The 25964-nt window shown below is 65.5% G+C and carries 24 protein-coding genes and 2 pseudogenes; 16 read left to right on the forward strand and 10 right to left on the reverse strand.

Annotated features, from left to right (window positions below):
• The first annotated feature begins 11 nt into the window (after positions 1 to 11).
• The 3 genes from WI560_RS20590 to WI560_RS20600 all read left to right on the forward strand — a co-directional run bounded on the left by WI560_RS20590 (position 12) and on the right by WI560_RS20600 (position 3788).
• A complete protein-coding gene (locus tag WI560_RS20590) occupies positions 12 to 1184 on the forward strand; it encodes a M20 aminoacylase family protein (RefSeq protein WP_375304635.1) in 1173 nt (390 codons plus the stop codon).
• Positions 1177 to 2595 (forward strand): amidase, encoded by a 1419-nt coding sequence (locus WI560_RS20595; RefSeq protein WP_375304636.1) that lies wholly within the window; start codon positions 1177 to 1179, stop codon positions 2593 to 2595. The genes WI560_RS20590 and WI560_RS20595 overlap by 8 nt, the downstream gene beginning before the upstream one ends.
• Before the next feature lie 302 nt (positions 2596 to 2897).
• The gene (locus tag WI560_RS20600; protein ID WP_375304637.1) at positions 2898 to 3788 is read left to right on the forward strand and encodes a crotonase/enoyl-CoA hydratase family protein; all 891 of its coding nucleotides are present in this window, start codon (positions 2898 to 2900) and stop codon (positions 3786 to 3788) included.
• A 103-nt stretch (positions 3789 to 3891) separates the two neighbouring features.
• Here the strand turns inward: WI560_RS20600 and WI560_RS20605 are convergent, their stop codons facing one another.
• Positions 3892 to 4869 carry an NADPH:quinone oxidoreductase family protein gene (locus tag WI560_RS20605; protein ID WP_375304638.1) on the reverse strand — a complete coding sequence of 326 codons (978 nt, stop codon included), beginning with the start codon at positions 4867 to 4869 and terminating at the stop codon, positions 3892 to 3894.
• Positions 4869 to 5477 carry a 2-hydroxychromene-2-carboxylate isomerase gene (locus tag WI560_RS20610; RefSeq protein ID WP_257196067.1) on the reverse strand — a complete coding sequence of 203 codons (609 nt, stop codon included), beginning with the start codon at positions 5475 to 5477 and terminating at the stop codon, positions 4869 to 4871. Before WI560_RS20610 ends, WI560_RS20605 begins: the two co-directional genes overlap by 1 nt.
• 322 nt (positions 5478 to 5799) lie before the next feature.
• Here WI560_RS20610 and WI560_RS20615 point away from each other — a divergent pair.
• Positions 5800 to 6820, forward strand: a pseudogene (locus WI560_RS20615) (methionine synthase).
• A gap of 25 nt (positions 6821 to 6845) precedes the next feature.
• On the opposite strand, the gene WI560_RS20620 reads toward WI560_RS20615, so the two are convergent.
• The 3 genes from WI560_RS20620 to WI560_RS20630 all read right to left on the reverse strand — a co-directional run bounded on the left by WI560_RS20620 (position 6846) and on the right by WI560_RS20630 (position 8898).
• On the reverse strand, positions 6846 to 7463 hold the full coding sequence (locus tag WI560_RS20620) for a hypothetical protein (protein WP_375304639.1): 618 nt from the start codon (positions 7461 to 7463) through the stop codon (positions 6846 to 6848).
• A gap of 128 nt (positions 7464 to 7591) precedes the next feature.
• Positions 7592 to 8119: a xanthine phosphoribosyltransferase gene (gpt, locus tag WI560_RS20625; protein ID WP_063195254.1), complete on the reverse strand. Its 528-nt coding sequence runs from the start codon at positions 8117 to 8119 to the stop codon at positions 7592 to 7594.
• A gap of 41 nt (positions 8120 to 8160) precedes the next feature.
• The gene (locus WI560_RS20630; protein ID WP_375304640.1) at positions 8161 to 8898 is read right to left on the reverse strand and encodes a competence/damage-inducible protein A; all 738 of its coding nucleotides are present in this window, start codon (positions 8896 to 8898) and stop codon (positions 8161 to 8163) included.
• Between the two features lie 279 nt (positions 8899 to 9177).
• Here WI560_RS20630 and WI560_RS20635 point away from each other — a divergent pair, with 279 nt between their 5' ends.
• The 7 genes from WI560_RS20635 to WI560_RS20665 all read left to right on the forward strand — a co-directional run bounded on the left by WI560_RS20635 (position 9178) and on the right by WI560_RS20665 (position 16290).
• A complete protein-coding gene (locus tag WI560_RS20635; RefSeq protein WP_257175331.1) occupies positions 9178 to 10596 on the forward strand; it encodes a circularly permuted type 2 ATP-grasp protein in 1419 nt (472 codons plus the stop codon).
• 4 nt (positions 10597 to 10600) lie between these two features.
• A complete protein-coding gene (locus WI560_RS20640; protein ID WP_257175332.1) occupies positions 10601 to 11545 on the forward strand; it encodes an alpha-E domain-containing protein in 945 nt (314 codons plus the stop codon).
• Between the two features lie 114 nt (positions 11546 to 11659).
• The gene (locus WI560_RS20645; protein WP_126257830.1) at positions 11660 to 12508 is read left to right on the forward strand and encodes a transglutaminase family protein; all 849 of its coding nucleotides are present in this window, start codon (positions 11660 to 11662) and stop codon (positions 12506 to 12508) included.
• A 63-nt stretch (positions 12509 to 12571) separates the two neighbouring features.
• Entirely contained in the window at positions 12572 to 12979 is a 408-nt protein-coding gene (locus tag WI560_RS20650) for a carboxymuconolactone decarboxylase family protein (RefSeq protein ID WP_257196073.1), read from the forward strand.
• A 224-nt stretch (positions 12980 to 13203) separates the two neighbouring features.
• Positions 13204 to 13962, forward strand: coding sequence for a proteasome-type protease (locus WI560_RS20655; protein ID WP_126257829.1), 759 nt, complete (start codon positions 13204 to 13206; stop codon positions 13960 to 13962).
• A 24-nt stretch (positions 13963 to 13986) separates the two neighbouring features.
• On the forward strand, positions 13987 to 14745 hold the full coding sequence (locus WI560_RS20660) for an SDR family oxidoreductase (RefSeq protein ID WP_375304641.1): 759 nt from the start codon (positions 13987 to 13989) through the stop codon (positions 14743 to 14745).
• Between the two features lie 294 nt (positions 14746 to 15039).
• Entirely contained in the window at positions 15040 to 16290 is a 1251-nt protein-coding gene (locus WI560_RS20665; protein ID WP_375304642.1) for a NupC/NupG family nucleoside CNT transporter, read from the forward strand.
• 141 nt (positions 16291 to 16431) lie between these two features.
• On the opposite strand, the gene WI560_RS20670 is transcribed toward WI560_RS20665, so the two are convergent.
• Complete coding sequence (locus WI560_RS20670) at positions 16432 to 16944, reverse strand: cupin domain-containing protein (RefSeq protein WP_375304643.1); 513 nt, start codon at positions 16942 to 16944, stop codon at positions 16432 to 16434.
• A 151-nt stretch (positions 16945 to 17095) separates the two neighbouring features.
• Positions 17096 to 17383: an usg protein gene (locus tag WI560_RS20675; protein WP_049820194.1), complete on the reverse strand. Its 288-nt coding sequence runs from the start codon at positions 17381 to 17383 to the stop codon at positions 17096 to 17098.
• 379 nt (positions 17384 to 17762) lie between these two features.
• Here WI560_RS20675 and WI560_RS20680 point away from each other — a divergent pair, with 379 nt between their 5' ends.
• On the forward strand, positions 17763 to 18077 hold the full coding sequence (locus tag WI560_RS20680; protein WP_025037205.1) for a co-chaperone GroES: 315 nt from the start codon (positions 17763 to 17765) through the stop codon (positions 18075 to 18077).
• Positions 18078 to 18122: 45 nt separating this feature from the next.
• Positions 18123 to 19762, forward strand: a pseudogene (gene groL, locus WI560_RS20685) (chaperonin GroEL).
• 145 nt (positions 19763 to 19907) lie between these two features.
• Here groL and lepB read toward each other — a convergent pair.
• Both lepB and WI560_RS20695 read right to left on the reverse strand, forming a co-directional pair.
• Positions 19908 to 20654, reverse strand: a complete 747-nt coding sequence (gene lepB / locus WI560_RS20690) for a signal peptidase I (protein WP_375304644.1) — start codon at positions 20652 to 20654, stop codon at positions 19908 to 19910.
• Between the two features lie 128 nt (positions 20655 to 20782).
• Positions 20783 to 21622 carry a LysR family transcriptional regulator gene (locus WI560_RS20695; protein ID WP_375304645.1) on the reverse strand — a complete coding sequence of 280 codons (840 nt, stop codon included), beginning with the start codon at positions 21620 to 21622 and terminating at the stop codon, positions 20783 to 20785.
• Between the two features lie 130 nt (positions 21623 to 21752).
• Here WI560_RS20695 and WI560_RS20700 point away from each other — a divergent pair, with 130 nt between their 5' ends.
• The 3 genes from WI560_RS20700 (at position 21753) to WI560_RS20710 (ending at position 24460) form a co-directional block, all read left to right on the forward strand.
• Positions 21753 to 22346 carry a cysteine hydrolase family protein gene (locus WI560_RS20700; protein ID WP_375304646.1) on the forward strand — a complete coding sequence of 198 codons (594 nt, stop codon included), beginning with the start codon at positions 21753 to 21755 and terminating at the stop codon, positions 22344 to 22346.
• A gap of 11 nt (positions 22347 to 22357) precedes the next feature.
• Positions 22358 to 22996 carry a glutathione binding-like protein gene (locus tag WI560_RS20705; RefSeq protein ID WP_375304647.1) on the forward strand — a complete coding sequence of 213 codons (639 nt, stop codon included), beginning with the start codon at positions 22358 to 22360 and terminating at the stop codon, positions 22994 to 22996.
• A gap of 108 nt (positions 22997 to 23104) precedes the next feature.
• Complete coding sequence (locus WI560_RS20710; RefSeq protein ID WP_375304648.1) at positions 23105 to 24460, forward strand: caspase domain-containing protein; 1356 nt, start codon at positions 23105 to 23107, stop codon at positions 24458 to 24460.
• A 31-nt stretch (positions 24461 to 24491) separates the two neighbouring features.
• Here WI560_RS20710 and WI560_RS20715 read toward each other — a convergent pair whose 3' ends face one another.
• A complete protein-coding gene (locus tag WI560_RS20715; protein WP_375304649.1) occupies positions 24492 to 25571 on the reverse strand; it encodes a DUF2778 domain-containing protein in 1080 nt (359 codons plus the stop codon).
• Positions 25572 to 25964 lie beyond the last annotated feature (393 nt).

Raw genomic sequence — 25964 nt, forward strand, 5'->3', positions numbered from 1 at the left:
GGACAAAGCACATGCCCACGATCGACCGCATCGACGGCTATGCCGACGAACTCACTGCCATCCGGCGCGACCTCCACGCCCATCCCGAGATCGGCTTCGAGGAGGTCCGCACCTCCGGCATCGTCGCCGACAAGCTGAAGAGCTGGGGCATCGAGGTTCACCGCGGCCTCGGCGGCACCGGCGTGATCGGCGTCATCAAGGGCAAGGGCTCCGGCACCAAGCGCATCGGCCTGCGCGCCGACATGGACGCGCTGCCGATGGAAGAGAACACCAATCTGAAATGGAGCTCGAAAATCCCCGGCCGCTTCCACGGCTGCGGCCATGACGGCCATACCACCATGCTGCTCGGCACCGCGCGCTACCTCGCCGAGACCCGGAATTTCGACGGCACCGTGCATTTGATCTTCCAGCCGGCCGAGGAAGGCCTCGGCGGCGCCCGCGCTATGATCAAGGACGGCCTGTTCGAGAAGTTTCCGTGCGACGAGCTCTACGGCCTGCACAACGCACCCGACCTCAACCACGGCGAGATCGCGATCCTGCCGGGCCCGGCGATGGCCAGCGCCGACTTCTTCGACCTGCGCATCACCGGCTATGGCGCGCATGGCGCGATGCCCGAACGCTCCAAGGACGCGGTAGTGATCGCGACCACGCTGGCGCAGGCGATCCAGACCATCGTCAGCCGCAACGTCGATCCGCTGCAGGCCGCCGTGGTGTCGATCACCCAGATCCACGCGGGCTCCGCCTACAACGTCATTCCCGGCGACGCGCATCTGTGCGGCACCATCCGCACCTTCTCGAAGGAAGTTCGCGCCCTGGTCAGCGAACGCATCCGCACGATCTGCGCCGGCGTCGCAAGCGCCTACCAATGCGTGATCGACGTCGACATCCGCGACACCTTTGGCGTGCTGATCAATCAGGTCGAGCAGTCCAAGGTGGTCGAGGAGGTCGCACGCACCATCGTCGACCCCGCCAACGTGATCACCCGCGCCCAACCCAAGATGGGCAGCGAGGATTTCGCCGACATGCTGGAGACCATTCCCGGCGCCTATTTCTGGGTCGGCCATGACGGCTCGGTGCCGGTGCACAATCCCGGCTTCGTGCTCGACGACAAGATCCTGCCGATCGGCGCCAGCATGTTCGCCCGCATCATCGAGACGCGCATGCCAGTGGGTGCCAATGCATAAGAAGCGTGCCGACGAGGCGGTCACCTCGCTGCACGATCTGTCCGCGGTCGATCTGATCGCGGGCTATCGCGCCAAGCAATTCTCGCCGAGCGAGGTGCTGGAGGATTTGCTCGCGCATGTCGTTGCGTGGGAACCGCATCTGAAGGCGCTCTATGCATTCGACCCCGACGGCGCGCGCGAGGCCGCCAAGGCCTCGACCGCGCGCTGGACCGGCGGCGAGCCGTCCGGCGCGCTCGACGGCGTCCCTGTCACGGTGAAGGACAACATCGCGACCAAGGGCGTGCCGGTGCCGCTGGGCGCGGCCAGCGTCAAGCTGGTTCCGGCCGAGAAGGACGCCCCGCCCGCGGCGCGGCTGCGCGAGGCCGGCGCGATCATCTTCGCCAAGACCACCATGCCCGATTACGGCATGCTGTCCTCCGGCCTCTCCAGCTTCCACGCGCTGGCGCGCAACCCCTGGGACCTCACCAAGAATCCCGGCGGCTCCAGCGCGGGCGCGGGCGCAGCCGCTGCGGCCGGGTATGGCCCGCTGCATCTCGGCACCGATATCGGCGGCTCGGTGCGCCTGCCCGCCGGCTGGTGCGGACTCGTCGGCCTGAAGCCGAGCTTTGGCCGCGTGCCGATTGATCCCGCCTATGTCGGCCGTGTCGCCGGGCCCATGACCCGGACGGTCGACGATTGCGCGCTGATGATGAGCGTGATCGCCAAGCCCGACCGGCGCGACGGCATGAGCCTGCCCGCCGAGCCGCTCAACTGGAAGGGCCTGGAAAAATCTCCGCGCAAACTGCGGATCGGCTTGATGCTCGATGCCGGCTGCGGCCTCGCGCCCGAGAAGCCGGTGCGCGAGGTCGCGGTGAAGGCGGCGAAGGCGTTCGAGTCCGCGGGCAGCGTCACCGAGGTCGACGGCATCCTGACGCGCGAGATGCTCGACGGCCTCGACAGTTTCTGGCGCGCAAGGATGTGGGACGATCTGTCGGAGCTGACGCCGGCCGACCAGGCCAAGGTGCTGCCCTACATCTTCAAGTGGGGCGAGTCCGGCGCCAAGCTCTCGGGCGTCGACGTGATCCGCGGCTTCAACCAGACCATGGCGATCCGGGCCGCGGCAGCAAAACTGTTCTGCGAGCTCGACTATGTGATCTCCCCGACCGCGCCGAACGTGAACTATCCGGCGGAATGGGCCTCGCCGACCAACGATCCCATGAAGCCGTTCGAGCACATCGCCTATACCGTGCCGTGGAATATGTCGGAGAACCCCGCGGTCTCCGTCAACGGCGGCTTCGACGCCAAGGGCTTTCCCATCGGCGTCCAGATCGTCGGCCGCCGCTTCGACGATATCGGCGTGCTCGGCCTGGCCAAGGCGTTCGAGGCCCTGCGCGGCGCGCAGCGGCCCTGGCCGAAGCCGCCGGCGAGGTAGCGACGCTCTCGTCATCCCAGGAAGCGCACCCTTTAGGCGCAAGCCTGGAGGATTTGGTACAGGCATCATGCGGAGCCTCTTGCTTACCCTCCCCTGGAGGGGGAGGGTCGGCTCACATTGAGCGCAGCGAAGTGTGAGACGGGGTGGGGTGACGGTCTCTCCACCTCCAACAGTGCTCGTGTGGAGAGATCACCCCACCCCGCTCGCGCTGCGCGCGATCGACCCTCCCCCTCCAGGGGAGGGTAATGAAAACTCGAGCCCTGCCATCTGCGCAGCGAAGAAACAAAGGAAGGAAACCAGCCATGGCGTATGAGACGATCAAATACGAGGTCGCCGAGCAGATCCTCACCATCACGCTGAACCGGCCTGACAAGCTCAACGCCTTCAACGCGCAGATGCAGTCCGAGCTGATCGACGCGTTCGACGCCGCCGACAAGGACGACAATGTCCGCGCCATCATCGTCACCGGCGCCGGCCGCGGCTTCTGCGCGGGCGCCGATCTCTCCTCCGGCGCCGACACGTTCGATCGCGACGCGCGGCGCGGACCGGTGAGGCGCCTTGCCGACGGCAAGGTCGATTACAGCGATCCGCAGGTGCGCGACGGCGGCGGCCAGGTGACCTTGCGCATCTTCAAGTGCCTGAAGCCCGTGATCGCCGCGGTGAACGGGCCGGCGGTCGGCATCGGCGTCACCATGCAGCTCGCGATGGACATCCGCATTGCCTCCGAGGACGCGCGGTTCGGCTTCGTGTTCTCCCAGCGCGGCATCGTGCCGGAGGCCGCCTCGAGCTGGTTCCTGCCGCGCATCGTCGGCATCTCGCAGGCGCTGGAATGGTGCTATTCCGGCCGCGTCTTCCCGGCCCAGGAGGCCCTCGCCGGCCGTCTCGTCAGCAAGGTTGTCGCCCCCGATGATCTCCTGCCGACCGCCCGCGCGCTCGCCAAGGAGTTCGCGGCGAAGACCGCGCCGGTCTCGGTGGCGCTGATCCGCCAGATGATGTGGCGCATGATGGGCGCCGACGATCCCATGGAGGCGCACAAGGTCGACAGCCGCGGCATCTACGCCCGTGGCCGTTCCGACGACGTCAAGGAAGGCGTGGCGTCGTTCCTGGAGAAGCGTCCCGCACAATTCAAGAACAAGGTCTCGACCGACATGCCGGACTATTTCCCGTGGTGGACGGAGCGGGAATACAAGTGACGCTCTCGTAGGGGGGCAAAGCGAAGCGTGCCCACGCATTTTTTTCAACCGAGAGAGATGGTGGGCACGGCGCGAGAGCGCCTTTGCCCACCCTACGGCGCCATCACTGCATCATCAGCGCCACACGCCCGATCGCCTTGCGGTCGATCAACAGCCGCATCGCCTTCGCATAGTCCTCCAGCGGCAAGCGGTGCGAGACGTTGGGGCGCAGCTTGCCCTCCTCCGCCCATTGCAGCAGCGCCTTCAGGCGGACCTCGCCGAGAGCCGGATTCTTGCGCACGGCCTCGCCGGCGCGCACGCCGAGCACGCTGGCGCCCTTGATCAGCAGGAGGTTGGTTCTCGCCGAACCGATTCCGCCGGTGAAGCCGATCACCAGGAGCCGCGCGCCCCAGGCGATGCAGCGCATCGAATCCTCAAAGACCTGGCCGCCGACGGGATCGAAGACGACGTCCGCGCCGCGACCGTCGGTGATGCGCTTGACGGCATCGCGAAACGGCTCGCGGTCGTAGCGGACGAGATGATCGGCGCCGCGCGCCTTGGCGACGGCGAGCTTCTCGTCGCTGGATGCGGTTGCGATCACGATCGCGCCGAGCATCTTGCCGATCTCGACCGCGGCCAATCCCGTGCCGCCGCCGGCGCCGTGCACCAGCAGCACCTCGCCCGGCTCGACCTGGCCACGGTCGATCAGCGCATGATAGGCCGTGCCATGACCGGCAAGATAAGTCGCGGCTTCCGCGTAGTCGAATGTCGACGGCTTGGGAGTGAGCTGAGACGGCGTGACGACGGCTTCATCCGCAAACGCACCGTGCCGCATCTTGACGATGACCTTGTCGCCGACGGCGACGCCCCTCGCCTCCGGGCCGATCTCGGTGACGTCGCCGGCGGCTTCCATGCCGGGCGTGAACGGCAGCTCCGGCTTGAGCTGATATTGCCCGGCCGCCATCAGCACGTCGGGAAAATTCAGCCCGGCGGCGCGGATCGCAACGCGCACCTCGCCCGGCTTCAGGACGCGAGACGGATACTCCTCGAGCCGAAGCGCTTCGGGCTCGCCGAGCGTGCGGCAGACGATTGCGCGCACCATCAGGCCGCGCTCGCCTTGCCGCGCAGAAGCGCCTCGCGGATCAGCGGCAAACGATCGTTGCCGAAATACATGTCGGTCTTGTTCACGAAGATCGTCGGCGAGCCGAAGCCGCCGCGGGCGACGACCTCTTCGGTATTTGCCTTGAGCTGGTCCTTGATGCCCTGCTCCGAGATCCCTGCGAAGAATTTCTGCTCGTCGATGCCGACCTTCTTGCAGATCTCGGCCAGCACGGCGTCCTGCGAAATGTCCTTGTCACCGCCCCAATAGGCCTGGAACACCGCGGTCGCAAACGGCACCATGTCCTTGCCGAGCCAGATGCAGCCGCGCATCGCCTTGACGCTGTTCACGGGAAACACCGTCGGCGGCATCTTGATCGGAAGGCCCGCCGAGCGTGCCCAGTCCTGAAGATCCTTCTGCATGTAGCGCGCCTTCAGCGGCACCGGCTTCTCGCGCTGCGCATAGACGCTCGGGTTGACGGTGTTGAAGATGCCGCCGACCAGGATCGGCCGCCAGACGATCTCGGCGCCGAGCTCCCTGGCCAGCGGCTGGATGTTGTGGAAGGCGAGATAGGTCCAGGGGCTGGAGCAGTCGAAGAAGAATTCGATCATGGGGGTTCCTTTGTGACGGACCTCATCCTGAGGAGGCCGCGTAGCGGCCGTCTCGAAGGATGGCCGCGCGTGACAGTCGGGCCTTCATGGTTCGAGACGCGCCTACGGCGCTCCTCACCATGAGGAACGAGCACTACTTCCTTCTCAACAATTCCCTAGCCCTCTGCCCGAACATGATCTTGCGTGATTCCTCGCCGAACGGCTCTTTCCTCGGCCCTTCCCTGTCGCCGCGGCTGGAATGGCGAGCGACTTTCGTTGTTCTGTACCTCGACGTTAGGACATGGCAGGAAGGGGCGCAACACAACCTGCCGGGAGGGCCGCCATGCTGTTTCCAACCACGATCGCCGGCTCCTTGCCGAAGCCGGAATGGCTCGCCGAGCCCAACATGCTCTGGGCGCCCTGGAAGTCGCAGGGCGACGAGCTTCTCCGCGCCAAGCGCGACGCGACGCTGATCTGGCTGAAGATCCAGGAGGACGCCGGCATCGACGTGGTCACCGAGGGCGAGCAGGCCCGTCAGCATTTCGTCCACGGCTTCCTGGAGAAAATCGAAGGCATCGATTTCGCCCACAAGGTCGAGATGGGCATCCGGAAAGACCGCTACAAGGCGATGGTGCCGCAGGTCATCGCGCCGCTCCGGCTGAAGGACCGCGTCCACGCCTTCGAGGCGCGGGTGGCGCGTACGCATACGAAGAAGAAGCTGAAATTCACGCTGCCCGGCCCGATGACCATCATCGACACCATCGCCGACCGCTATTACGGCGATCGCGTCAAGATGGCGTTTGCCTTCGCCGAGCTGCTCAACGAGGAAGCCAAGGCCTTGCAGGCCGACGGCGTCGATGTCGTGCAGTTCGACGAGCCTGCCTTCAACGTCTACATGGACGAGGTCAATGATTGGGGCATCACCGCGCTGGAGCGCGCCGCGCAGGGGCTGACCTGCACCACCGCCGTGCACATCTGCTACGGCTACGGCATCAAGGCCAACACCGACTGGAAGGAGACGCTGGGCAGCCAGTGGCGGCAATACGAGCAGATCTTCCCGGCGATCGACGCGAGCCCGATCCAGCAGGTCGCGGTCGAATGCCGCAACTCGAAGGTGCCTCGACCTGCTAGCGCTCCTGAAGAACAAGATCGTGCAGGCCGGCGTGATCGACGTCGCCAGCGACGCGGTGGAGACCGCCGAGGACGTCGTGCAGGTAATCGACGCCGTGTCGAAGTTCGTGCCCAAGAGCAACATCATCGCCACAACCAATTGCGGCATGGCCCCGATGCGGCGCGAGATCGCCGAGGCCAAGCTGATGGCGCTCGGCGCCGGCGCCGCGCTCGCGCGCGAGAAGCTGGGGTGACGGCGGCAACCTGCAAAAGGCTCCGCTAGTCCAGCGCGGTCGAATGCAGCGCCGGCCGGTATCCGGCGCTCAGCGCCCGCAATGTGGATGGAGGCGTCAGCAACATCGGCCTCTCCAGCTCGCGCTGGGTGCGGGCATAGCCGGCGGGGGACCATAGCAGCGGCTCGCCTTTCACGATCAGAAAGCTCTGCTCGCCCTGCTGCACCATCGCGCCATCGGGTAGTCCCGCGAGCGGTCCCGGCAGCGCGTGCAGCCGCTTGCGGCCGTGATCCAGACGCTCCCGATGCAGCTGCGCGTCCATTGCCTTTGCGCTCACCTTGCTTGCGCCATTGCCCTGCTCCCATGCCGCGCGGAAGCGATTGGCGTCGTCGCGGCGGCAGAAGAAGCAGGGGCGGTGCCCCGCGGCAAAGGCCGTCGCCTCATCGAGAAAGAACAGCTCGGTCCAGCTCCGCCGCGCCATCACCGGCCGCCGCCAGCCGCGGAATTCGCACAGGCAGGTGATCCAGGCCGGCGACGACCAGCGCTTCTTCAGCAGCGTCTTCGTCGCGGGATCGTGGATGATGCCGCGATTGCCGGTGAACATGCCGCGATGCGGCGTGGCGATGATGTCGCCGGTGGGCGTGACGCGGTTTTGCAGGGGCATGGCGCGACTATTCTGCTGCCGTCATTCCGGGATGGTCCGAAGGACCAGACCTCAGGTGCGCAATTGCGCACCGGGGAATCTCGAGATTCCGGGTTCGATGCTTCGCATCGCCCGGAACGACGAACAACTCACGCCGCCCCGTCGCGCAGCGGCGGGTGGTAGGACAGCGCGGTGTCCCAGGGGAAGAAGATCCAGGTGTCCTGCGAGACCTCGGTGATGAAGGTGTCGACCAGCGGGCGCCCTTTCGGCTTGGCATAGACGGTGGCGAAATGCGCATCGGGCAGCATCTCGCGCACCAGCCGGCCGGTCTTGCCGGTGTCGACGAGGTCGTCGACGATCAACAGCCCCTTGCCGGTGCCGCCGCCAAGCTTCATGGCCTGTTCCGAAATGCCCTTGAGGACTTGGAGCTCGCCCTGCTTGTCGTGATCGTAGCTGGCGATACAGACCGTATCGATCACGCGCACGCCGAGCTCACGGGCCACGATCGCGGCCGGCACGAGGCCGCCGCGCGTGATCGCGATCACCGCGTGGAACGGACCGACCTCATTGAGCCGCCAGGTCAGCGCCCGGCAATCCCGGTGGAATTGGTCCCACGAGACCGGAAAGGCCCTGCCCGCCCGCTCCTGTGCGCTCAGTTCCGGTGCTTCACCAGCCATTGTCGTCTCCTGCGTCGTAGAACGTCCGGCAAGCCGCGGGCTTAACGGCTGACGTTCAATCCTGCCAGCATCTCCTTCACCGCAGCCATCGCTGCCGCCAGCTTCTCGGGATCGCGCGAGCGCACCACCAGGTTGGTGTTCGGCTTCGAGTCCTCGTCCATGAAGGGATAGCTGCCGATGATGGTGTCGGGATGGGCGGCGGCGATCGCCCGCAGCGGACCGCCGATGTCGCCCTCGCGCGCGTTGGCGCGCACCGTGTCGGAGAGCATGCGCACGCCCGATTTCAGCTTGGGCGCGACGATGTCCATCATCGCCTGCATGATCGAGGGCACACCCGCCATGACGATGACATTGCCGATCTTGAATCCGGGGGCCAGGATGGTCGCGCTCTGGATCAGCTCGGCGCCGTCGGGGATGCGGGCCATGCGCAGGCGGGCCTCGTTGAGGTCCTGCTCGCTCCAGCGCTCGCGGAAGCGGGCGACAACCTCCGGGTGATGGTCGATGCCGACGCCGAACGCCTTGGCGACGGCATCGGCGGTGATGTCGTCATGGGTCGGCCCGATGCCCCCGGTGGTGAAGACATAGGTGTAGCGATGCCGCAGTGCATCCAGGGCCGCAATGATGTCGGCCTCGTCGTCGGAGACGACGCGGACTTCCTTCAGGTCGATGCCGATATTGGTCAGGTATTCGGCGATGAAGCCGATATTCTGGTCCTTGGTTCGGCCGGACAGGATCTCGTCGCCAATGACCAGAATGCCCGCCGTGACGATCTCGCTCATAACTCAAGTCCCTCACCTGTAGCGCCGACTTTGCCGGGGTAACGCGTTGAAGTCACGCGGTTTTGCTGCCGAAATAAGCAGTCCTCCGCCATTTTTTCGGGCAGGCCGCCGGCCACCCCCGGCAAATGCTGCCAAGCCATGCTTATCGCGCTGGCCCGGCCCTTGCTACCACATGAAAGTCATGCACTCTTGCCGCATGGCCACAGGACGTTGCGGTCTTCAACAAGGCCTTGCGGCCTGTCCAATGGCGCAACGCCTTGCGGAGACAAGTCGGGATCTATGGCAGTCGCGTTTGATGAAATGAACATTCCCGGCGGGGACCTTCGCCCCGCCTATCAGGAGTTGGCGCGCTGGCTCAAGGAGACGCCCCCCGAGGCGCTCGAATATCGCCGCCAGGAGGCCGAGCTCCTGTTCCGCCGGATCGGCATCACCTTCGCGGTCTACGGCGAGGCCGAGTCCACCGAGCGCCTGATCCCCTTCGACGTCATCCCGCGAATCATGTCCGGCAAGGAATGGACCCTGTTGGAGAAGGGCCTGAAGCAGCGCGTGCGCGCGCTCAACATGTTCCTGCGCGACATCTATCACGGCCGCGACATCCTCCGCGCCGAGATCGTGCCTGACGATCTGATCTTCCAGAATCCGGTGTTCCGGCCCGAGATGAACGGCCAGCACGTGCCGCACGACGTCTACGTGCACATCGCCGGCATCGACATCGTCCGGGTCGATGCCGAGGACTTCATCGTGCTGGAAGACAACGCGCGGACGCCGTCCGGCGTGTCCTACATGCTGGAAAACCGCGAGATCATGATGCGGCTGTTTCCGGATCTGTTTGCCCGCCACAAGGTGGCGCCGGTCGAGCGCTATCCGGATGAGCTGCTCGCCGCGCTCCGCTCGGTCGCGCCGCAAAGCGCGTCCAGCGAGCCGACCGTGGCCCTGCTCACGCCGGGCGTCTACAACTCGGCCTATTACGAGCACTCCTTCCTGGCCGACAAGCTCGGCATCGAGCTGGTCGAGGGCCGCGATCTCATCGTCAAGAACAACGAAGTGTTCATGCGGACGACGGAAGGGCTGAAGCGGGTCGACGTCATCTACCGCCGCGTCGACGACGATTTCCTCGATCCCCTCACCTTCCGCCCCGATTCCGTGCTTGGCGTCCCCGGGCTGATGTCGGCCTATGCGGCCGGCAACATCACGCTCGCCAACGCCGTCGGCACCGGCATCGCCGACGACAAGGCGATCTATTCCTACATGCCGGACATCGTGAGATTCTATCTCGGCGAGGAGCCGATCCTGAAGAACGTGCCGACCTGGCGCTGCCGTGAGCCGAAGGATCTCGCCTACGTACTGGACAATCTGAGCGAGCTCGTCGTCAAGGAAGTCCACGGCTCCGGCGGCTACGGCATGCTGATCGGCCCGGCTGCGACGAAAGCCACGATCGAAGCGTTCCGCGACAAGCTCAAGCGCGAGCCGGAGGGTTTCATCGCGCAGCCGACCCTGGCGCTTTCGACCTGCCCGACCTGCACCGCATCCGGCCTCGCACCGCGCCATGTCGATCTTCGGCCCTTCGTGCTCACCGGCAGCAAGAGCACGACCATCGTGCCGGGCGGCCTGACACGTGTTGCGCTGAAGGAAGGCTCCCTGGTGGTGAATTCGAGCCAGGGCGGCGGCACCAAAGACACCTGGATCCTGGACGAGTAGAGAGATGTTGTCGCGTACCGCCGAAAACCTCTACTGGCTCGCCCGCTACGTCGAACGGGCCGAATATCTCGCGCGCACCATCGATGCGACCTTGCGCGTCACCGCGCTTCCCGCCGCCTATATCGGCAAGACCAACGAATGGGACTCGGCGCTGCTCACCGCCGGCGTCGCCGCCAGCTTCTATCAGACCTACGAGGAAGCCAACGAGCACAACGTCGTCGAATACCTGTCGTTCTCCGCGGACAATCCGTCCTCGATCAGGAACTGCATCGAGGCGGCGCGGCTGAACTCGCGTTCGGTACGCACGGCACTGACCAGCGAGATGTGGGACACCATCAACTCGGCCTGGATCGAGCTTCAGGCGGTGTGGAGCAAGGGCGCCTCGACGCGCGAGGAGCTCGCCAAATTCCTCCGTTTCGTGCAGGAGACCTCGCTGCGCTTCGACGGTTCGGCCTACCGGACCATGCTGCGCAACGACGCCTATTGGTTCTCGCGGATGGGCGTGCACCTCGAACGCGCCGACAACACCGCGCGCATTCTCGACGTGAAGTACCACGTGCTGCTGCCCGAGGAGGAGCATGTCGGCGGCCCCCTCGACTTCTATCAGTGGAGCTCGATCCTGCGCTCGGTCTCGGCGCTGACCGCCTATCACTGGGTCTATCGCGAGACGCTGAAGCCGTGGCTGATCGCGGACCTGCTCATCCTCAACGACACGCTGCCGCGCTCGCTGGCCAGCTGCTACGGCAATCTCGTCCGCAACCTCGACCAGATCGGCGTCGCCTATGGCCGCCAGGGTGCGGCCCAGCGCCACGCCCGCGGCATCCGCAACCGGCTGGAGCACAGCAACATGAACGACATTTTCCAGCACGGCGTGCATGAATTCATTCAGGAATTCATCACGGACAATTCCAGGCTGGGCGAAATCATCACGAAGCAGTATTTGATCTAGCCAGGACCGAACCACTCACCCTTCGTCATTCCGGGGCGATGCGAAGCATCGAACCCGGAATCTCGAGATTCCGGGTTCGGCTCTTCGAGCCGCCCCGGAATGACGGAAAACGCCATGCGCCTGCGAATCCTGCACACCACGACCTATCGCTACGAGCCGCCGGCCACGAGCGTGATCCAGATTCTGCGCATGACGCCCGGCAGCCATGACGGGCAATATGTGGCGGAATGGCAGATCGACGTCTCCACCGACACCAAGCTCGATACGCACGAGGATGCGTTCGGCAACGTCACCCACGTGCTGTCCTGCGGGCCCGTCGGCGACATCCAGATCACCGCCGAAGGGCTGATCGAGACCCACGACACCGGCGGCGTGCTGCGCGGCGCCGACGAACGTTTTCCGGCCGGCATGTTCCTGCGCTCGACCGACCTCACCTCCGTCAACCCGGCGATGACGGCGGTCGCGCGCCAGCTGCGCAGCGAGGCCGAGAGCGACACGCTCGGCTTCCTGCATACGCTGATGACTGAGATTGCCGACCACATGACTTTCGACGAGGACCCAACCCATAGCGGCACCTCGGCGGCGGAGGCGTTCACGCTCAAGCGCGGGGTCTGCCAGGACTATGCGCACATCTTCATTGCCTGCGCCCGCGCCGGCGGCGTGCCGGCGCGCTTCGTCTCCGGCCACTTCCTGCGCGCGGACGGCCTGTTGCATCAGGACGCCGGCCACGCCTGGGCGGAAGCCTTCGTGCCCGACCTCGGCTGGGTCGGCTTCGATCCCGCCAACAGCATCTGCGCCACCGACGCCCATGTCCGCGTTGCGATCGGGCTCGACTATCTCGGCGCGGCCCCGGTGCGCGGCACCCGCTACGGCGGCGGCACGGAGACGCTGACGGTGGCCGTAAAGGTCGAGCAGGCCGGCCGCGGCGGGCCGTCGCAATCGCAATCCCAGCGGCAGGGCTAGCCGCAGCCGTCGGATCGCATCAGCCATGCTACACTCGCCGGACCAGCCCTCCGCGAGGTACCCATGGCCACTGTAAAACTGCTTTCGGACGATGAGCTCTCCCCTGAAGCGCGCGCCGTCTTCGACGATATCCGCAAGGTGCGGAAGTCGGACTTCGTCAACAATTTCTGGCGCGCGCTGGCGCATGATCCGAAGACGCTGCGGCGGACCTGGGAGAGCATCAAGGAGGTGATGGCGCCCGGCGCGCTCGATCCCAAGGTGAAGGAAATGCTTTACGTGGCGGTTTCGATCGCGCATGGCTGCAGCTATTGCATTCATTCGCACACCGCCGCTGCACGCGCCAAGGGCATGAGCGAGGCCGAATATGCCGAGATGCTCGCCATTGTCGGCATGGCCGCGGAGACCAACCGCCTGGTGACGGCGCTCGGCGTGCCCGTAGACGAGGCGTTTCTGGTGGATGCAGCGGATTGAACGGCGGGCCGGTCGCAGAGCGCACCTATCATTCCGGGGCGCGACGAAGTCGCGAGCCCGGAATCCATTCCTCCGCCGACCCTGCCGCCTGATGGATTCTCAGGTGCGCAATTGCGCACCGTAGTTCGCGCTACGCGCGCCCCGGAATGACGGCCGGAATCGGGGGTTTCATGCCTCCTTGAAATTGGCTAGTAATTCCGCGCAAACGCGTTCGGGGAGTGGAAATGACCTATTGCTGCGGAATCCTGGTTCGGGACGGTCTGGTGATGATCGCCGACACCCGCACCAATGCCGGCCTCGACAACGTCTCCACGTTCCGCAAGCTCCACATCTTCTCCAAGCCCGGCGAGCGCATCATGGCGATCGCCAGCGCGGGCAACCTCGCCATCAGCCAGTCGGTGCTCTCCACGCTGACCGAAGGCCTGGAGGACCCCAACACGGGCGAGCTCGAGACGCTGATGAACGCGCCGACGATGTTCCAGGCCGCCCAGCGCATCGGCCGGGCGATCCGGGCGGTGCACGCCACCGAAGGCCCTGCCTTGAAGTCCGAGGACGTGTCTTTCGACGTCTCCTTCCTGTTCGGCGGCCAGATCAAGGGCTCGCGGATGCGCCTGTTCATGGTCTACACCGCCGGAAATTTCATCGAGTGCACCACCGACACGCCCTATTTGCAGATCGGCGAGCACAAATACGGCAAGCCGGTGCTCGACCGCGCCATGCATTACGACGTCGAGCTCTACGAGGCGCTGAAGACCGGCTTGATCTCGATGGACTCGACGATGCGCTCCAATCTCGGTGTCGGCCTGCCCATCGACGTGCTGGTGGTGCGCTCGGACGCCTGCGAGGCCGACCTCAACCACCGCATCGAAGCGGGCGAGCCCTATTTCCACGACCTGCGCTCGCGCTGGTCGGCGGCGCTGCGCGCAGCGCATCAGAACATTCCGCGGCCGCCCTACAAGAACGAAAAAGAACCGAAAACCTGACAACATGAGCAAAGGCAGGAAACGATGAGTGAAGCAAAAAAGATCGCAGTGGTGACGGGCGCCGGCACCGGCGTCGGGCGCGCGGCCTCGCTCGCGCTGATGAATACCGGCTTCACCGTCGTGCTCACCGGGCGCCGGCTCGACATGCTTGAGGAGACCGCAAAGCTCGGCCCGGCAGGAAAAAGCCTGTGCGTCACCGCCGACATGACCAAGCCGGATTCCATCGCCGCGCTGTTCGACAAGGTGAAGGCGACCTATGGCCGGCTCGACGTACTTTTCAACAATGCCGGCATGGGCGCGCCCGCCGTGCCGTTCGAGGATCTCAGCCTCGAGCAATGGCAGGCGGTGGTGAACACCAACCTCACCGGGCCGTTCCTGTGCACCCAGCACGCCTTCCGCATCATGAAGGACCAAAACCCGCGCGGCGGCCGCATCATCAACAACGGCTCGATCTCGGCGCATGCGCCGCGGCCGTTTTCGGCCGCCTACACCTCGACCAAGCACGCCATCACCGGCCTGACCAAGGCCAGCAATCTCGATGGCCGCATGTACGACATCGCGGTCGGCCAGGTCGACATCGGCAATGCCGCGACCCCGATGACCGATCGCATGGTCAACGGCCCTGGCGTGCTGCAGCCGGACGGCACCACCAAGCACGAACCGCGCATGGACGCCAAGGCGGTCGGCGACGCCGTGGCCTATATGGCCGGCCTGCCGCTCGATGCCAACGTGCTGACCATGACGGTGATGGCGACCAAGATGCCGTTCGTCGGACGGGGCTGACACGTCGAGCGAAGCGCGTTACGAAACCCACGATCTCGTGCCCCGGACGCGGCGCAGCGCTCCTTCGGCGTTGCGCTGCAGAGCCGGAGCCCATGCTGCGGCTCGCGAAGCGAAGCTGGGTCCCGGCTCTGCGCCGCAACGCTGACGCGTTGCAGCTTGTCCGGGACACGCGACCATCTCGACTTCAAACTCTCCACCTGACGCTGGCTCGGGACAGCTTCCTCCAGGGCCACCACGACGGCATTGCCTTTGCAAGGCCGGTGCGGCCATAATCGCCGAGGGTTCGGGGACATCATGCTGCGGCTGCAATCGGCACTCGGCATCTTCGCATTGCTGTTGATCGCCTTCGCATTGGCAGAGAACCGGCGCGCCGTGTCGCTGCGCCAGGCGGCGATCGGCCTCTTCATCACCTTCGCCACCGCGATCGTGCTGCTGAAGCTGCCGATCGTCGCGCACGCCTTCGGCACCATCAATGACGCGGTCGGTGCGATCTCCGCGGCCTCGCGCGCCGGGTCCGCCTTCGTGTTCGGCTATATCGGCGGCGGGCCCCTGCCCTTCGACGTCAAGGTGCCGGGGGCAGATTTCATCCTGGCGTTCCAGGCGCTGCCGATCGTTCTGGTCATGAGCGTGCTGACGACGCTGCTGTTCTACTGGCGCGTGCTGCCGCCGATCGTGCGCGGCATGGCCTGGCTGCTGGAGCGGACGCTCGGCGTCGGCGGCGCGGTGGGCCTGTCGACCGCCGCCAACGTCTTTCTCGGCATGGTCGAGGCCCCGCTGTTCGTGCGGCCCTACCTCAAGCAGATGACGCGCAGCGAATTGTTCCTGGTGATGACCGGCGGCATGGCGGGCATCGCCGGCACCGTGCTGGTGCTCTATGCAACGCTGCTGGCGCCCCTCATCCCCGACGCCGCCGCGCATTTCGTCATCGCCTCGGTTCTGGGCGCACCCGCCGCGATCCTCGTCAGCCTGATCATGGTGCCTGAAATCTCGGACCGGCGCACCGGCGGCGCGCTTGAAGATCCCGAAATGGAAATGTCCGGCCCGATGGACGCGATCGTGAAAGGCACCACCGCCGGCCTCGAGCTGCTGCTCAACATCGTCGCCATGCTGCTGGTGCTGGTGGCGCTGGTCTATCTCGTCAACGCCATGCTCGGACTGCTGCCTCACATCGGCGGGGCCGCGATCTCCTTGCAACGACTGCTCGGCCTGGTGATGGCGCCGGTGTGCTGGCTGATGGGATTGCCGTGGGATCAGGCGGTCACCGCCGGCAGCCTGATGGGCACCAAGACCGTGCTCAACGAATTGATCGCCTATGTCGACTTCTCGAAGCTGCCGCCCGGCGCGCTCGATCCGCGCTCGCGCCTGATCATGCTCTACGCGATGTGCGGCTTCGCCAATTTCGCCAGCCTCGGCATCATGGTCGGCGGCCTGGGGGTCATGGCGCCGGAGCGGCGCGAGGAGATCAACGCGCTCGGGCTGAAGTCGATCGTGTCGGGGACGCTGACCACGTGCTTGATGGGCGCGGTGGTGGGGGTGGTGGCTTAGACTATCTCCACCGGCCGTCATTCCGGGGCGCGACGAAGTCGCGAACCCGGAATCCATTCTTCCACCGTCTCCGCCGCCTGATGGATTCTCAGGTGCGCAATTGCGCACCGTAGCTCGCGCTACGCGCGCCCCGGAATGACATCAGGCCTTCAACTCCACCGTCTTGAATTCCGCCGGCAGGATCACCTCCAGCAGCTCGACGTCGTCGGAGTAATCCAGGATCATGTGCTTGATCTTCGGCGGCTGGGTCCAGGCGCTGCCTTCCTTCATCAGCGTCTCGCCCTGCCCGTCCATGTAGGTCTTCACCCAGCCCTTGAGCACGTAGACCATCTGGAATTCGACGTCGTGGAAGTGCAGCTTGGAGACCTCGGCGGGATTGCAGGGGCCCTGCAGGCGGATGACATGCGCCTGCGCGAGACCGTGGGTCGCCTCGGCAATGCCGAGGTCGCGGTATTTCGCGTAGGCGCGCAGGCCGTCGGCCCTAAAGTCTTCCTCGCGGTGATGGCTGATGGCGATGCGTTGCCGCGGGCGCGCGGGCTTTTTCGAAGCCAGAGCCGCCGGCTGCTTGACCGGCACGCGCACAGCGGCCTTGGCGCTGCTTCGCTTCTGGGCAACGGCCTGCACTGCACCGCGCGATTTGGTCTTCGTGGCCATTGGGTGCCTCCCCTGTTGTTATTTTGAGAGGCTAGCACGGAAACGGGTCTCGTGGCGTGCGCAAAGCGAGGCGTACCCACCGTTGAGGATCGCGAGAGATCGCGGGCACGGCGCGCACGCGCCTTTGCCCGCTCTCTGCACCGTCTCCGTTTCAATGCAGCCGGAACACGCCGTCCACGGCGCGCAGCTCGGCCGGCTTGATCAGCTTGGAATGCGCCACGGTGACCGAATGGAGGGGGCCGTCGAGCTTCTCCTGCCAGAACGCCAGGAAATCCTTCAGCGCCGGGAATTTCGGAAACATGTCGTAGTTCTGCCAGACGTAGGTCTGAAGCAGCGAGGGATGATCCGGCATCCGATAGAGGATCTGTGCCGTCGTCAGCCCGTAACCCAGCATCTGTTTCCGGAAATCCTCGGAAACGGCCCCATTCCGCAGTCCCATGCCAAACCTCCTTTGCAGGAGCGCATTCGAGGGGCGGCTTGGTCGGTGTGCGCCTTACGAGCCACCCGGTACTGATGCGCTCACATGAGAGAAATGTGACGCAAACTGACAATTCATCTCAAGCCCAAAAGTTTAACAAGCTGTTGAAATTCAACGCGTTAGCAGCAGAGAACACTCCGTGCTAATACGGGCGCGAGGCTCGGTTAACGATGGCGAGAGAAGCTGGCAATCCGCGCTTCCGAGTGCTGATTTTTTTGCTACAAACCCTTGCCCCCGCAAAATTCCTGTCCTATTTCAGCTCCGCGTGTGCTAGCACTCACGGGCACCGACTGCTAACAATCTCAAAACCTCAACCCGAGCAAATGCTTAGGAGGACTGCATGAAATTCCGTCCGCTTCACGACCGCGTCGTGGTCAAGCGCATCGACGCAGAAGAGAAGACCGCTGGCGGCATCATCATTCCCGACACTGCCAAGGAAAAGCCCTCCCAGGGCGAAGTCGTCGCCGTTGGTCCCGGTGGCCGCGACGAAGCCGGCAAGCTGATCCCGATCGACCTCAAGGTCGGCGACCGCGTGCTGTTCGGCAAGTGGTCCGGCACCGAGGTCAAGATCGACGGCCAGGACCTGCTGATCATGAAGGAGAGCGACGTGATGGGCGTTCTCGAAGTCAGCGAGTCCAAGAAGAAGGCGGCTTAAGAGCCCCTCTCTCCCTCCAGTCAAACATCTCAAGGAAAAACCCACATGGCAGCCAAAGAAGTCAAATTCTCGGTTGATGCGCGCGACAAGATGCTGCGCGGCGTCGACATCCTCGCCAACGCGGTGAAGGTCACGCTCGGCCCGAAGGGCCGCAACGTCGTGCTCGACAAGTCGTTCGGCGCTCCCCGCATCACCAAGGACGGCGTCACCGTCGCCAAGGAGATCGAGCTCGAGGACAAGTTCGAGAACATGGGCGCGCAGATGGTGCGCGAAGTCGCCTCCAAGTCCGCTGACGCGGCCGGCGACGGCACCACCACCGCCACCGTACTGGCCCAGGCCATCGTGCGCGAAGGCGCCAAGTCGGTCGCCGCCGGCATGAACCCGATGGACCTCAAGCGCGGTATCGACCTTGCGGTCGAGGCCGTGGTTGCGGACCTCCAGAAGAACTCCAAGAAGGTCACCTCGAACGACGAGATCGCCCAGGTCGGCACCATCTCGGCCAACGGCGACCAGGAGATCGGCAAGTTCCTCTCCGACGCCATGAAGAAGGTCGGCAACGAGGGTGTCATCACCGTCGAGGAAGCCAAGTCGCTCGAGACCGAGCTCGACGTCGTCGAGGGCATGCAGTTCGACCGCGGCTACATCTCGCCGTACTTCGTCACCAACGCCGACAAGATGCGCGTTGAGATGGACGACGCCTACATCCTCATCAACGAGAAGAAGCTCTCCTCGCTGAACGAGCTGCTGCCGCTGCTCGAGGCCGTGGTGCAGACCGGCAAGCCGCTGGTCATCGTCGCCGAGGACGTCGAAGGCGAGGCGCTCGCGACCCTGGTCGTGAACCGCCTGCGCGGCGGCCTCAAGGTCGCTGCCGTCAAGGCTCCGGGCTTCGGCGATCGCCGCAAGGCCATGCTGCAGGACATCGCGATCCTGACCGGCGGCCAGGCGATCTCGGAAGACCTCGGCATCAAGCTCGAGAACGTCACGCTCAACATGCTCGGTCGCGCCAAGAAGGTGATGATCGACAAGGAGAACACCACGATCGTCAACGGCGCCGGCAAGAAGGCCGACATCGAGGCGCGCGTGGCCCAGATCAAGGCGCAGATCGAGGAGACCACCTCGGACTACGACCGCGAGAAGCTCCAGGAGCGTCTGGCCAAGCTCGCTGGCGGCGTCGCGGTGATCCGCGTCGGCGGCGCGACCGAGGTCGAGGTGAAGGAGCGCAAGGATCGCGTTGATGACGCGATGCATGCGACCCGTGCGGCTGTCGAGGAAGGCATCGTCCCGGGCGGCGGCGTCGCCCTGCTCCGTGCTTCCGAGCAGCTCAAGGGCCTGCGCACCAAGAACGACGACCAGAAGACCGGCGTCGAGATCGTGCGCAAGGCGCTGTCGGCTCCCGCCCGCCAGATCGCGATCAACGCCGGTGAAGACGGCTCGGTGATCGTCGGCAAGATCCTGGAGAACAAGCCTACGCTTACGGCTTCGACTCCCAGACCGGCGAATATGGCGACCTCGTCAAGAAGGGCATCATCGACCCGACCAAGGTGGTCCGCACCGCGATCCAGAACGCAGCCTCGGTTGCCGCGCTCCTGATCACCACGGAAGCCATGGTCGCCGAGCTGCCCAAGAAGGGCGGCGCCGGCCCGGCAATGCCCCCCGGCGGCGGCATGGGCGGCATGGACTTCTGATCCGGCCGTTCAGGCAAGATGCGAAATGCGAAACCCCGGCAGCGATGCCGGGGTTTTTGCTTGTGGCAAACTCTCTCCCGTTGTCATTCCGGGGCGCGCCCTCTTGGGCGCGAGCCCGGAATGACAGGGGGAGAGGGCCTTCCCCTCACTCCACCTTGCCCATCCGCTCGAAGCGCGGCTCGCCGTCCTCGTCGAGGGACCAGAAGATCCGCGTGACCTTGCCGATCAAATTGTCCATCGGCACGAAACCGAACGTCGACATGCGGCTGTCGGTGGAATTGTCGCGGTTGTCGCCGAGCACGAAGAAGTGGCCCGGCGGCACGGTGAAGACGGCGGTATTGTCCAGGAAACCGTCGTCGTCGCAATCGATGGTGACATAGAACGCGCCGCTCGGCAGCGTCTCGCGCCAGCGCTTGACCTTCGCCTCGTCGTCGCCGCCACAGGCTGAGCCGGCGGGCTTCGCCTCCAGGGCGACGCGCGTCACCGGACGGTCGTTGAGGACGAGCCGGCCCTGCCGCATCTGGATGCGGTCGCCGGGCAGCCCGACCACGCGCTTGACGTAGTCGACCGAATTGTCCTTCGCCGTCCGGAACACGACGATGTCGCCGTATTCCGGGTCGGCGGCAAGGACGCGGCCCGAGATCCAGGATGGCGCGAACGGGAGGGAATAGCGGCCGTAGCCATAGGCATATTTCGCGGCGAAGACGTAGTCGCCGACCAGCAGCGTCGGCGCCATCGAACCCGAGGGGATGCTGAACGGCTGGTACACGACGAAGCGAAACAGGAGCAGCGGCGACCACAGTACCGGGACCAGCAGGATCAGGATGAGAATCGCCTTCCATTCCCGCGACTGGGCTCGCGAAGGCCGCATGGTTTGCGAAAGACTGGTCATGTGCTTGCCCCGGTCAGGTCTCCTCACGAGATTACGCAACCTTGGCGCGCACGTAATCCCTGCTCCGTGATCTTGGTCGCGCCTCGCGCGCACCTCGTTCAATGCGAAGGCCTTGAACGTCGCCGCCGTCAGAGCTGCGGGACGTCCTTGAAGCAGTGCCTGACCCAGTCGATCGTCACGCGGGTCGCTGCGTCGCGCTTGAGATGGTTCTGCACCAGGAGCCAGACGTCGCGCCGTTTCGACAACAGCGTGGCACGCAGGCCGCGGTCGGCGAGCAGCGCGGTGCAGCTGTGCTCGGGAAGCACGCCGACGGCCTGGTGTGACTGGATCATGGTCCGGATGATCCGGACATTGTCGGTGATGCAGCGCACGTTCGTCAGCCGCTTCGCGCGCAGGAATTGCGCCTCCGGAATGCTGTCCAGCTCGTCCGGATAGACGCAGGCGATCGGCTCGCCGCCGGAGCGGTCGGCGGGCTCGAAGAAATACAGCCTGACATCGCCGAGCTTGGAGATGGTGAAGTCGCCCTTCTCCGGCTTGCGCAGGCGGATGGCGAGGTCGGCCTGCCAGCGCGAGAACTTGACGTTGCCGCTGGAGGTGAGGAATTGCAGGGTCAGGCCGGGATGATCGCGCAGGAAGCTGCTGGCCCGCGGCGCCAGCAGCTCTTCGGCGACTGCGTTGGTCGAGGCGATGCGCAGGCGCCCGACCGGGCCCACCTGACTCTCCTTGATGCGATCGATCGCGGCGGCGTGGGCGGCCATCGCCCCGACATGTTCGAGTACCGTCTCGCAATGGCGCGTCGGCCGCCGCAGCCCGTCCACCGCATCGAACAGCGGCACGCCGAGATCGCGCTGGATCCGCGCCAGTCGGCGGCCGACCGTGGTCTCGTCGATGCGCAGCCGCGCGCTGGCGCCGGCATAAGTGCCCTCGTCCCTCACCGCGGCAATAATGCGAAGATCGTCCCAATTCATTGCGGCGAGCCTAGCAGGCGATGCCGCGCCCTGCAAATTCGCAGCCGTAAGCTGCAATAGTCCTGCACAATGGCAGGCCGGCGCCGCGCTAATGTCGCGCCATCCGCTATCCCCTTAAGGCCTAACCCGCATGACTGCTCCGAAGACCCTGCTCGAACTCGCCGGCGCCGATCTCGATCCGCCGAAGCTCCACGAGGCCTGCCTCGTGCTGATCGACATCCAGAACGAATATTGCGCCGGTCCGCTGGCCCTGCCCGATGCGCAACCCGCGATCGCCGCGGCGGCGCGCCTGCTGGCGCGGGCACGGGAGAGCGGCGCCGCGATCTTCCATGTCGCGCACAAGGGCCGCGCCGGCGGCCTGTTCGACCGCGAGGCCGCGCGCGGCGCGATCGTCGAGCGCCTGACACCGCTTGCGAGCGAGCCGGTGATCGAGAAAGCGCTGCCGAACTCGTTCGCCGGCACCGATCTGCAAGCGCGCCTTGCCGCAACCGGGCGCAAGAACATCGTGCTGGCCGGCTTCATGACCCACATGTGCGTCTCCTCGACCGCCCGCGCCGCGCTCGATCTCGGCCTGCGCACGACGATCGCCGCCGATGCCTGTGCCACCCGCGACCTGCCGGACGGCCGCGGCGGCACGCTGGACGCCCGGACCATTCACGAGGTCGCGCTGGCCGAGCTCGCCGACCGCTTCGCGATCATCGCGCAGAGCGATGCGCTGACCTGACGGAGCTGGCCATGCTGCAACTCTATTTCTTTCCAATGGCCTGCTCGCTCTCGAGCCGCATCGCGCTGATGGAGGCCGGTATCGAGGCGCAATATCACCTCGCCCATATCTGGACCAAGCGGATCGTGGATGACGGCAGCGATTTCCGCGACCTGTCGCCGAAGGGCGCGGTGCCGGTTCTGGTGCTGGAGAACGGCGAACGGCTGACCGAGAGCGCGGCGGTACTGCAATACATCGCCGACGTGAAGCCGGAGGCCCGCCTTGCGCCTACCAACGGCGATCCCGCTCGCTATCGCCTCCAGGAATGGCTGAGCTTCGTCGGCGCCGAGATCCACAAGGCGTTCCTGTTTCCGACCTTCTGGTACAAGGACGACGGCTCGCTCGCCAAGCCGCGCGCAAGGATCACGCAGACCTTGTCGGTGCCATCTGCGCATCTGGCGGAGCGCGAATTCCTCGTCGGCAACAGCTTCACGGTGGCGGATGCGCACCTCACCTGGGCCTTGCTGCTGCTGCGTCCGGCGGGAATCGACATCGCGCAATGGCCGGCCCTGTCGGCCTATCTCGCGCGCATGCAGGCGCGCCCGGCCGTGCGGGAAGCGATCGCGACCGAGATGGCGCTGCGCAAGACCATGGCAGCCGGCGCCGCGTGACAGGATGCCACGTCCGGCCGATCCGATCGCCCCATCGCAAGGGCATTGATGCCGGCGCGGCATGCGCTAATCTGGGAGATATTTTTCGATATTTCCCGGACGGCTTTGATGCGCGCTGCTTCAAGTCTTCACCTGCCCGGATTCGCTCTGGCCCTCCTCGGCTGCTGGCTTGGCCTCGGTCCCGCTTCTGCCGAGACGCGGGTCGCGCTCGTCATCGGCAACGGCGCGTATGCCTCGACGGCGCGACTTCCCAATCCGTCGCACGATGCGGAGGACGTTTCGGCTTCGCTCAGGCGCAGCGGCTTCGAGGTGATCCAAGGCGTCGATCTGCGCCAGGCCGACATGCAGGACCTGACCATCCGCTTCGCGCGCGCAGCGAGCAGGGCCGACGTCGCCCTGTTCTACTACAGCGGCCATGCGATGCAGTACAACGGCGTGAACTATCTGATGCCCGTCGACGCCACGCTGACCGACGAAGCGGACCTCAAGCGCTTCGTCCGGGTCGACGAAATCGTGAACGATCTGCAGCAGGCCAAGAACCTGCGCATCCTGGTGCTCGATTCCTGCCGCGACAATCCACTGGCGGAAACGCTCAAACGCTCCGCCGGCACAACGCGAGCCGCCTCGATCGGGCGCGGCCTGTCGAAGGTCGAGGCGCCGCGCGGCACCATCGTGTCGTTCTCGACGCAATCCGGCCAGGTCGCTGCCGACGGCGTCGGCCGCAACAGCCCCTACACGACGGCGTTCCTGAAACACATCGAGCAGCCGCAGGAGATCGGCGACGTCTTTCGCGACATCAGCAGCGACGTCTACGATGCCAGCGGCAAGACCCAGCTGCCGGAGCTGTCACTGTCGATCATCGGCAAGTTCTATCTGAACGGCCCGGTTGCGGTCACGGTCGCCCCCGCGGCACCGCAAGCCGCGCCACGGCCCGACCCTTGCGCGGCCGCGGAGGCCCACTGGAAGGCTGCGGAGGGCATCGGCACCGTCAGCGTCTTCGAGGACCATCTGGCGCGATTTTCGAGTTGCAGCTTCGCCGGCCTCGCCACGGCGCGGATCGACAGCCTGAAGCAGAAGGTGGCGGTGGCACCGAGCGGCAATGCCAGATCCACCGGCAGCACTGAGTTCGACGGCAACTGGGACGTGACCCTGAACTGCGCGCCGACCGGCAAAGCGCAGGGTTTCACCAGGCCCCTGGCCGGCACCGTCACCAACGGCGTGTTTCACGCCGAGTCTCAGGGCAAGAACGGCGTCATCCGCCTGGAGATCGACGGCCAGATCCCGGCCGACGGCAAGACGACGTTGAGCGCGCGCGGAACGACCGGAGCAAGCGCGTATACACTCAACAACCTCGCGCCGGGCTCGCCTTACGCCTTCACGATCGATGCGCAGTTCGATCGCACCCGCGGCAGCGGCAAGCGCAACGAGGCGCGCGCCTGTAATCTCGTCTTCGTCAAACGCTGATCGTGCAGAAGGCGGTGAGGCGCGCCGCGCCTCACTCCACCCGCGCCAGCACCGCGAGCTTGCGGATGCCCTTGTTGCGGTAGGCGTCGAGGAACGCGTAATAGTCCTTGAACGACACGCAGCCGTTGGAATCGCCGCCCGGCCCGAGCATGAAGGTGTGCGCGAGCAGGCCATCGCGGCCGTAGATCGCGCTCTCGCCGCCGATCGGGGTCAGGCGCAACGCCGGCACGCCGTGGAACAGGGCCTCGCGCGGCTTCAGCGTGTAGATGTGGGGCGGAGTCACCCCGCGCATGCGCAGGCGACGCGAGCTCGGATCGTCGCGGTTGGCGCCAAGGCCGGAATGCGCCTCGAGCCTGGTGCCGTCGGGCAGATACACCGTCTTGGCCATGATGTCGTAGACCGCGGTGTCGCGCTCATAGGGCGGCGCGCCGCCGAGCATCGGATTCTGCTCCTTCGGCGCGATGGCAGCGGTGATGCTGGCGTCGGCCGAGGCATAGGCGAGCAGCCCGCCGGACGGCTCACGCTTGCCCCAGAGCTTTTCGACCATCGACTGGCGCGGCCCGGTGATCGACATCACCGCAGCCTTGGCGCGGTCCGCGAACGATGTCTTCGCTTCAGGCGCCGGCACGATCTGGGCCGGATCGGCCGAGGCGAGCTGGATCTGGGCATCCGGAGCGCGCTTGGCCTTGTCAGTGGCCTTATCAGTGGTTTTGGCCGGAGCCGCCGGCTTCAGCGCTTCGGCGACCTTCGCGATCACGCTCTGCTTCGGCGGGTCCTTGGCCACCGCGATCTGGGTGGACGGCACGGCGCTCGCTGCATTCGAGGGCACGCCTTGCGTCGCGGCCGCAGCGAAGCGCTCGTTGAACATCTCCCGCGAGATCGGGGCTGTGACCTGCAATCGGTCGGGCAGCAGCGCGAAGGCTTCCTTGATGGCATCGCCTGCCTCGCGCAGCACGACCTTGGGGGCGCGCTTGATCACCGGCTCGTCGTAGCCGATGCCGCCCATGGTCGGATAGACGCTCGCGCCGAAGACGTTGCTGTAGATGGTCCAGCCGGCGCCCATCACGACGCAGCCGATCGCCGCGGCGCCAAGCCAATTGGTCGTGGTCATTTGCCGGGAAGATTTCCGCGAATGGCTTTGCGAGAAATTTTTCGACTTCCGTGCCGCGTTACTCGGCGCAGCGATACTCGTACTCATTCGCCTTGCGTCCAGGACGGTGTCACTCAGTCCCCCTTCAAAGTGCCGCTGGTCACGATCCGGGAACAGCATCTCGCAGAGGGTCGGAGCGTCATTAAGGCGACTTTTAGTTAAATGCGGATTAAGTTCGGGCGGATGTAGGGCGGCTCGTCAACGCTGTCTCATTCTGGGAAAAAAGCCCGCAGAATTACGGACTTAGGCGCGTCTGTTAACTATCATTCTCGGCCGGATCGGCGCATTCTGCGAACCTCTCCGGTCGCCCCTTTAAGCGCATCCAACCAAGTCCTTTTCGTGGTCTTCAATGCC

This window comes from Bradyrhizobium sp. A11 (assembly GCF_042077125.1).
Lineage (GTDB): Bacteria > Pseudomonadota > Alphaproteobacteria > Rhizobiales > Xanthobacteraceae > Bradyrhizobium > Bradyrhizobium japonicum_B.